Annotated in this window: 8 protein-coding genes; 5 read left to right on the top strand and 3 right to left on the bottom strand. The window is 41.0% G+C overall.

Features of this window, described 5'->3' with window-relative positions:
• Positions 1 to 194 precede the first annotated feature (194 nt).
• Positions 195 to 2126, bottom strand: coding sequence for an ATP-binding cassette domain-containing protein (locus F4W09_RS16085; RefSeq protein ID WP_151505369.1), 1932 nt, complete (start codon positions 2124 to 2126; stop codon positions 195 to 197).
• Positions 2127 to 2355: 229 nt separating this feature from the next.
• On the opposite strand from F4W09_RS16085, the gene F4W09_RS16080 reads away from it, so the two are divergent.
• The 4 genes from F4W09_RS16080 to erpA all read left to right on the top strand — a co-directional run bounded on the left by F4W09_RS16080 (position 2356) and on the right by erpA (position 6205).
• Positions 2356 to 3318 (top strand): putative solute-binding protein, encoded by a 963-nt coding sequence (locus F4W09_RS16080; RefSeq protein ID WP_104442303.1) that lies wholly within the window; start codon positions 2356 to 2358, stop codon positions 3316 to 3318.
• 216 nt (positions 3319 to 3534) lie between these two features.
• On the top strand, positions 3535 to 4545 hold the full coding sequence (locus F4W09_RS16075) for a putative solute-binding protein (RefSeq protein ID WP_044739561.1): 1011 nt from the start codon (positions 3535 to 3537) through the stop codon (positions 4543 to 4545).
• A 190-nt stretch (positions 4546 to 4735) separates the two neighbouring features.
• Entirely contained in the window at positions 4736 to 5743 is a 1008-nt protein-coding gene (locus F4W09_RS16070) for a putative solute-binding protein (RefSeq protein WP_171492452.1), read from the top strand.
• 126 nt (positions 5744 to 5869) lie between these two features.
• A complete protein-coding gene (erpA, locus tag F4W09_RS16065) occupies positions 5870 to 6205 on the top strand; it encodes an iron-sulfur cluster insertion protein ErpA (RefSeq protein WP_016168939.1) in 336 nt (111 codons plus the stop codon).
• Between the two features lie 62 nt (positions 6206 to 6267).
• On the opposite strand, the gene F4W09_RS16060 is transcribed toward erpA, so the two are convergent.
• Complete coding sequence (locus tag F4W09_RS16060) at positions 6268 to 7398, bottom strand: anhydro-N-acetylmuramic acid kinase (RefSeq protein WP_151505367.1); 1131 nt, start codon at positions 7396 to 7398, stop codon at positions 6268 to 6270.
• A gap of 63 nt (positions 7399 to 7461) precedes the next feature.
• Between F4W09_RS16060 and tyrS the strand changes: the two genes are divergently transcribed.
• Positions 7462 to 8694, top strand: coding sequence for a tyrosine--tRNA ligase (gene tyrS / locus F4W09_RS16055; RefSeq protein ID WP_016168941.1), 1233 nt, complete (start codon positions 7462 to 7464; stop codon positions 8692 to 8694).
• A 62-nt stretch (positions 8695 to 8756) separates the two neighbouring features.
• On the opposite strand, the gene F4W09_RS16050 is transcribed toward tyrS, so the two are convergent.
• Positions 8757 to 9128, bottom strand: coding sequence for a hypothetical protein (locus F4W09_RS16050; protein ID WP_151505366.1), 372 nt, complete (start codon positions 9126 to 9128; stop codon positions 8757 to 8759).
• Positions 9129 to 9199: the final 71 nt, after the last annotated feature.

Here is a 9199-nt window from a genome sequence, read left to right as displayed (position 1 = left end):
TTATTTTGCACATGTGTTGGTTTTTTCCACAAAATAATGCAAATAAGTAGTTTTTCATTCATTTTTTAATCGTTTTCGAACCTAAATCGCATATTTATTTTCATTTGATGTGTTTTTGGCTTTTATTATCAGCGTGAAATGTAAAAAAAAGCACAACTTTTATGTTGTGCTTTTCTATTTTGTCATTCGACGTATTAGAACGAGCTTTCTAATGCTTCTAATTCCATCATTAACGTCAGCATCTCTTCTTCAATTTGCTCTAACTTTGCTTTTAACTGATTTTGTTCATCCATCAATTTCAGCAAATCTTGTTTACGCTCTGCTTCATATAAACTGCTATCTCCCAACAGAGTTTCAATTTCTTGTAGACGCGGCTGTATTTTTTCCATCTGCAATTCGTATTTTTCAATATTTTTACGAATGGGTCGACTGAGTTCACGGTGCCGTGCTGCTTCTTTACGTTGCGCCTCTTTGTCCAATTTTGAAATAGTGGCTTTTACTTCAACTTGGGATTGAACTGGAGCAGAGGGTTGTTGCCCAGTCTTCATCATGTCGATCCGTGCTTGGCGTAACCATTCGGCATAAGCTGTCAAATCACCATCAAATTCACGATAAGTTCCTTTATGTACTAATAGAAGTTCGTCACAAACGCTGGCAATGAGTTGGCGTTCATGTGAAACAAGAACAACGGCACCTTCAAAATCTTGGAGTGCCATAGTTAGTGCATGACGCATATCTAAGTCTAAATGGTTGGTCGGCTCATCTAGAATTAAAACATTTGGACGTTGCCACACGATCAGCGCCAAAGCCAAACGCGCTCGTTCCCCCCCTGAGAAACTTTCACTTGGTGTGTCCATTCGCTCACCACTAAAACCAAAACTGCCCAAGAAAGAGCGTAAGCTGGCTTCACTAATTTTTTTGTCGGCGATACGTGCCAATTGCAACATTGGGCTGGCATTCCCATCCAAAACATCCATTTGATGCTGAGCAAAGTAACCAATATTTAATAGTTCAGAGTCTTTACGCGTCCCTTGTAATAATTTTAGATCGCCGACTAGCGATTTAATCAGGGTTGATTTACCAGCACCATTCATGCCCAATAAACCAATTCGGCTGGTTGGGGTAATTTGCAAATTAACATTGGTTACAATCAGTTTTTCACCGTAACCAATATCGGCATTTTCAAGTTCTAATAAAGGTGAACTCATTTTTGATGGTTCACGGAAACTAAAGGTAAACGGCGTATCCACATGTGCAGCAGAAAGTTCCTGCATACGTTCTAATTGCTTAATTCGACTTTGTGCTTGTTTGGCTTTGGTCGCTTGTGCTTTAAAGCGGTCGATATATTTTTGCAAATGGGCACGAGTTTCTAGTTGCTTTTCATAAGCTTGTTGTTGTTGTGCTAAACGCTCGCTGCGGGTACGTTCGAAGGTCGAATAATTGCCTGTATATAATGTCAGCTCTTGATTTTCAATATGCAGAATATGGTCGGTAATGGCATCCAAGAAATCTCGGTCATGCGAAATCAAAACCAAAGTTCCTTCATAAGCTTTCAACCAATCTTCTAACCACAGAATTGCATCTAAGTCTAAATGATTGGTTGGCTCATCCAATAACAGTAAATCTGAACGACTCATAAGGGTACGCGCAAGGTTCAGACGCATACGCCAACCACCCGAGAAACTTGAAACATCGAGCTGGGATTGATGTTCGAAGAAACCTAAACCCGCCATGAGTTGCGATGCTTTGGCTACGGCTGAATAACCATGAATTTCATCAAAGCGACCATATAAATGAGCAAGTTCATCATTACTTAAGTTTTCTGGATGATCGAGTTTGTGCTGAATTTCCCAAAATTCCTCGTCGCCAGATAAAACAAAATCAATAGCTTTCATATCTAAAGCTTTGATTTCTTGTGCCATATGGGCCACGGTCCATACCGCAGGACGGGTTAAAGATCCTCCATCAGATTCCATTCCCCCCAAGAGCGCAGAAAATAATGTGGATTTACCTGCACCATTGACGCCCGTTAAACCAATTTTCCAACCTGGATGCAATTGCATCGAGGCTTTTTGGAAGAGTACGCGTCCTCCACGACGTATTGAAAGTTGGTCTAATTGGATCATTACACACACTGGCAGATAAAAAGTTAGCACTATTCTAAAGGAAGTCGCCTAGAAAAGAAAAAGGACCAATATCCTACACACCGAAATGTTATCGGTCGGAAATAGAGTAAAAGCTCTATTTTATTCAAAAAAAACATGTTTATATAAATTTGTTCCAGCAAAATCAAAAAAATGAGGTGAAATAATGAAAAAAGCCTTTTTTGTCTTGTCTACAGCAACCCTATTCAATATGCCTAATTTAGCGCATGCAAATATTAATGTTTGTGTTTTCGATTTGCTTGCCAAATCTGGGGAATCTTATAAGTTTCTTGAAGAATGGGCATTGGCCAGTAAAAACTGGGGTGCCAATATCGACCTGACGGCTTACAAAGATGAAGCCAAATTAGACCAAGACTTCAAAGCTGGAAAATGTGACGGTTTTTATATGACCTCCATGCGTGCCCGTAATTATAATAAATTTGCAGGTTCAATTGATGCATTGGGTGGGGTACCCAATAACGCGATTGCTCAAAAAGCCATTACTTATGTTTTAGACAAACGCAATCAAAAGCGTCTCATCACCAAATCAGGCAAAGAGACTTATGAAGTTGCGGGGATTGGTCAGATTGGTCCAGCCTATTTATTTGTACGGGATAAGTCCATCAATACCGTTGAAAAACTCAATGGCAAAAAAATTGCAGTGATGGAGTTTGATCAGGCACAAAAAATTATGGTGAAACGCGTGAATGCTGTTCCTGTGATGTCTGAAATTTCCAATTTTGTGAAAAAATTTAATCAGAATGAAGTCGATGTCGTACCCGCACCAGCTTATGCCTTTAAACCTCTTGAGATTTATAAAGGGCTGGGCAATAACGGTGCAATGGTCAATTTTCCCGTATTAAATGTCACAGCAGACCTGATTATTCGACCAGAGCAATTTCCAGAAGGTTTTGCAGCTCAATCTCGTCAATGGTTTGTCCGTCAATTGCCTAAAAGTTTTGCCATGGTACAGCGTGTAGAAGCCACTATTCCAAGCAAATATCGTATGGAACTCGATAAGGATGCTAAAGAGAAATATCAAAAACTGTTACGTGATGCACGGATGGATCTGACCCAACAAGGCATCTATGACCCCACCATGATGACGGTATTGAAAAAAGCCAGATGTACCATTGAGCGCACCAATTTTGAATGCTCGCTTGGTGGGGAATAATTTAATGATAATTTTTTAGGCCTAAATCCTTTTAATTCACTGATTTTATTTAAAACACAGCTTTGGATTGGACAATTTGACAGCAATTTTGCAGCGCGTGTCATTTTTTTATTTAAAATTGGAGTAAATACTCTATTTATAAATACAAAACTTGCTTAATATTGTTTGCGTGTAAGGACACTTAAAACAATAACCAATCTGAAAAGGATGAACACAATGAAAAAAGTCATGTTAAGTTTAGCTGCTTTGACTGCTGTGGGTCTTTCTACGACTACACAAGCAGCTAAAGTCGATATCTGTGTATTTGATTTGCTTGGTAAGTCAGGTGAGTCTTATCAAATGGCGCAAGAATGGGCACTAGCAGCAAAAAGCTGGGGGGCAGAAGTCAACCTCATTCCACGACAAGATGAAGCTGTCGCAGACAACGATTTTAAAGCAGGTAAATGTGACGGCGTTTTTATGACTGCAATGCGCGCACGTCAATACAATAAATTTGCTGGTTCAATTGATGCCTTGGGCGGTGTACCCAGTAATGCGATTGCGCAAAAAGCCATTAGCTTTGCCTTAGACCAACGTAATGCCAGCAAAATGGTGACCACATTGAGTGGCAAAAAATATGAAGTGGCAGGCATTGCTCCCCTTGGCTCTGCTTTTATATTCGTCCGTGACAAAAACATCAATTCCATCGAAAAGGCTGCTGGAAAAAAATTCGCAGTCTTGGGTTATGACCAAGCACAAAAAATTATGGTACAGCGTGTTGGTGCCCAAGCTGTGATTTCAGATGTTTCAAATTTCGTGGCTAAATTTAATAATGGTCAAGTGGACATGGTGGGCGCCCCAGCCTATGCATATAAACCTCTCGAAATTTATAAGGGTTTAGGCAATAACGGCGCAATGTTTAACTTTCCAGTTCTACAAGTGACTGCTGACTTTGTGATTCGTCCTGAGCAATTCCCTGCTGGTTTTGGACAAAAATCTCGAGACTGGTTTGTGAAGAATTTACCAAAAAGCTTCTCGATGATTAATCGTCTTGAAGCGGGTATTCCTGCAAAATACCGCATGAATTTAAATGCTGAAGATAAAATTAAATACCAAAAAATGTTACGTGATGGTCGTATCGATCTCACCAAGCAAGGTATTTATGATGCAGGCATGATGAGTGTTTTGAAAAAAGCACGTTGCTCTGTCGATAAAGCCAATTTCGAATGCTCGATGGCTGGTGAATAGACCATAAATCAATAACTAAGGCCTAGATTACTCTAGGCTTTTTTATTTAAGTTTTAGTCTAAAGTGCCAATGTTCAAGGATAAAAACACGCTAATCTTGAACTCAGGAAAACGGATTGTTTTATCACTTAAAGTGATGAAAAACATCATCCCAACAATATAAAAAGAACGGAATAAGGAAAATTCATATGATGAAACGATCATCAATACAACTTTTGATCGGACTCGGGCTGTGTACTGCAACCAGCCTTGTACAAGCCAAACAAGTGGTCTGCGTATTTGACTTGGTCGGTAAAAGTGGTGATGTCTATGCGCTAATGAAAGATTATCAATTGGCCGCCAAAAACTGGGGGGCAGATATTGAATTACGAGTTGCCCAAAATGAAGCGGTCATTGCCGAAGATTTTAAGGCAGGGAAATGCGATGGCATTAGTGTGACTGGCATGCGCGGACGTCAATTTAATGATTTTACTGGCTCACTGGATGCGATTGGAGCCATTCCCAATCTAAAATTAGCAGTTAAAGTCATGCAAGGTTTAGCCAATCCTACTTTTAGCAAATATATGGTGAAAGGCAAATATGAAGTTGCAGGCGTCATTCCAGTGGGTGATGCCTATCTGTTGGTCAATGATCGTAGCATCAATACTGTTGCTAAAGCCGCAGGCAAAAAAATTGCCGTGCTGGATTATGATCAAGCGCAAAAAATCATGGTGCAACAAGTCGGTGCCCAAGCCGTTAGTTCAGATGTCACCAATTTTGGCAGCAAATTTAATAATGGTCAGGTCGATATTATTGGTGCCCCTGCAGCGGCCTTTAAACCACTCGAATTACACAAAGGTTTAGGCAACAAAGGGGCAATTGTGAACTACCCAATTTTGCAAGTTACTGGCAACATCATTATCCGCCCTGACCGTTTCCCTAAAGGCTACGGACAGCAATCACGTGAATGGGTGAAATCACAGCTTCCTCGTGCCTTTGGCATTTTAGGTAAAATGAAAGCCGATATTCCAACAAAATACTGGATGGAAGTTTCCGCAACCGACAAACCTGGCTATCAAAAAATGATGCGTGATGCGCGAATTAATTTGACTCAGCAAGGCGTATACGATAAACGCATGATGAAACTGCTGTGGCAATTCCGCTGTAAAGAAGATGCCAAAAATTTTGAATGCGGCTTACAAGATGAAAACTACAAATAATCTTGATAAAATTACTCTGCTTTGACTTTTAATCTTCGAATATTGACCATATATTGAGTATGCTATACTAGACATATGGTCTTTTTCATTTTTAAAAGACCCATGAACCGAACAGAGGAATCTATCATGACTGCTCCAGCGCTTGTGTTGACCGACAATGCTGCAAATAAAGTACGCCAATTGCGCGATAGTGAAGGCAACCAAGATCTCATGTTACGTGTCTATGTAACGGGCGGGGGCTGTTCTGGCTTTTCTTATGGTTTTAACTTTGCCGATAATATGAATGAAGATGATGCAGAATTCATCAATGGTGATGTGAAAATGCTGGTTGACTCACTGAGCTATCAATATCTCGTCGGTTCAGTGGTCGATTATATTGAAGGTCTTGAAGGTTCACGCTTTATTGTACAAAATCCGAATGCAACCACCACTTGTGGCTGTGGATCATCTTTCTCGATTTAAATCGATTATAGATAAAAAAACCTCCTATTCAGGAGGTTTTTTTATGCATGTGTTCTGGACGTTTAAACTGCAGTTATGCTACCTAAAATACGATAACCGTCAGCGCCAGTTACCGCAGGTAAATTACCACTCAAATGTTCAACAAAACGCATCGCCAACCAAGCAAAAGCTGTGGCTTCGACCCAAGTCGGACTTAAGCCCAAATCTGCGGTACTTTGGACTGTCCATTGGTGTTTGCGTAAACGCCAACGTAATTGTTCTAATAGTTGTGAATTATAAGCACCACCGCCACAGACATAGACCTCGCCTGTATCCATTCCTGAGCGATAAATGGCTTTCTTAATGGCACGTGTGGTGAGTTTTAATAGAGTCGCTTGGACATTTTCAGGTGTATCTTCCAATTCATCATAAGCCAGCTCGTCATTGCGCCAGTCCATGATTTGGTCATCTAGCCAATCCAGATTAAAATCTTCACGTCCCGTACTTTTAGGTGGCTCTTTGGCAAAAAAATCATGGGCCTGTAAACGCTCTAACAAGCTGCGAATTGGCTGACCATAAGCTGCCCAGTTACCATTTTCATCATAAGGTTGTCCGGTATAACGATGGCACCATGCATCCATCAGAATATTGGCTGGTCCTGTATCAAAACCCGAAACTTGCTCTGGTGCACCCGCAGGTAAAAGGCTGACATTTGCAATGCCCCCTAAATTCAGAATCACACGGTGAATGCTTTCATGCTGAAATAAAGCTTGATGAAAAGCAGGGACCAAGGGTGCACCCTGCCCACCCGCAGCCATGTCGCGACGACGGAAATCAGAGACCACAGGGATTTGAGTCATTTCAGTAATAATGTTGGGATCGCCAATCTGTAAAGTAAAGCCATGCTCTGGGCGATGTCGAATGGTCTGCCCATGCGAACCAATCGCTTTAATTTGGCTACGATCAAGTTGATGCTGTTCAATCAGCGTATTGATGCCTTCACCAATCATTTTTGCCAAAGCCACATCAGCCTTGCCCATACGATCTATTTCGTTATCATCAGGCAAAGTGAGTGCCATCAGTTCATTTCGTAAATCGGGGTCAAACGCTAAGGTAAGCGTGGCATGCAACTGCAATGGGTCGAATGAAGCGGCCACAATATCTACCCCATCCATGCTGGTGCCGGTCATTACCCCAATATAGATTGCTGTCATGATTATTCTAAAGCCTGCAATGTGCTGAAAAAGTGTTAGTATATCGCACAAATTGAATAACTGATGTGTTTGGGTTTTGTGATGTCAAATTTCCTGCCGGCTGAAGAACAACTTGCCCTCATTCAACGAGGCACTCATGAAATTATCTCTGAAGAGGATCTATTAAAGAAACTCAAAGAGAATCGTCCTTTAAAAATTAAAGCGGGCTTCGACCCGACTGCACCTGACTTACACTTAGGTCATACCGTGCTGATCAATAAATTAAAAACGTTCCAAGACCTTGGTCATGAAGTGTTTTTCTTGATTGGTGACTATACGGCAATGATCGGTGACCCTACGGGTAAAAGTGCGACTCGCCCACCATTGTCACGTGAACAAGTCTTAGAAAATGCCAAGACCTATCAAGAACAAGTGTTTAAAATTCTTGACCCGAACAAAACCAAAGTAGTGTTTAACTCGGAATGGTTTGCGACTAAAACTGCGGCTGATTTAATTCAGTTGGCTTCACAGCAAACTGTGGCGCGTATGTTAGAACGTGATGACTTCACTAAGCGTTATAATAATCAACAACCGATTGCCATTCACGAATTCTTGTATCCACTGGTACAAGGCTATGATTCTGTTGCCTTACATGCCGATGTGGAACTTGGTGGGACAGATCAAACCTTTAACTTGCTGATGGGTCGTACCTTGCAAGGTCGTTATGATCAAGAAGCGCAAGTATGTATTACCGTGCCAATTCTTGAAGGTTTAGATGGCGTCAACAAAATGTCTAAATCTTTAGGCAACTACATTGGGGTATTTGATACGCCTGGGGCAATGTATCAAAAAGTACTTTCCATGCCAGATGCTTTGATTGAACGTTATTTTGATCTGCTCAGCTTTAAATCACTTGAAGAAATCAAAGTCTTGTTGAAAGAAATTGAAGATGGTCGTAACCCACAAGAAGTGAAGAAGATTCTTGCACTTGAGTTGGTCGAACGTTTCCACGGTGCTGAAGCAGCTGCCAATGCGCATAAAGGTGCTGGCAACATCATTACCGAAGGTGAATTACCAGAAGGAACACCTGAAATTACGATTTCACGTGCCGAGTTTGGTGGTGAAATGTTTATTGCTTCGATTGTACGCGCTGCGGGCTTAACCAAAAATGCGGCTGCTGCCAAAGACGCTGTTTCACGTGGAGCCGTTAAAGTCGATTGGAATGTGGTCGATGCCGGCTTCTCTGTGAAAGAAAATATCACGGTGATTGTTCAAGCAGGTAAAAAAGCCATCGCGAAAGTGACTTTTACTGACTAAGACCAATCCCTAATAAATTAAAAGCAGGTCACACGACCTGCTTTTTTTATGCTTAAATCAATTCAATCACATAGATCAACCAGTTTCTTTTTGCAAAACCGTAGTTCAATAATTTGCCATGCATCGGCATGAAAGGACCAAGTTTCTTGAACGACCTGTCCAGGCTGCGCGAGATGGAGCAAAATTCGGCATTCAGTTTGTGTCGGGTTAAACTCAAATATTTCAGTTTGAATGTCTAAATGACGTGGCTTCCAGACACCGTTTTGAACTGCATGCTCAATACATGCATAACGACTCAAATTACTTTCTACCTTCCCTTGTGCCTCATATACCACTTTAAATTCTGGATGCTCGTATACCATCAATTCCTGTACTTGTCCCGTATAAAAAGCATTCAGCCAATGATCTCGACACTGTTCCAAACTTAAATCCATATGCTTTCCGCTCAGTTATTTTTAGTCAGCATGCCAGAACAATACGACAGTTTAATAACCATCACTAAAAA

Origin of the sequence: Acinetobacter tandoii, from assembly GCF_008867985.1 — a bacterium.
In the GTDB taxonomy this organism is placed as follows: Bacteria; Pseudomonadota; Gammaproteobacteria; order Pseudomonadales; family Moraxellaceae; genus Acinetobacter; species Acinetobacter tandoii.
This window is presented reverse-complemented; position numbering and strand designations above follow the sequence as displayed.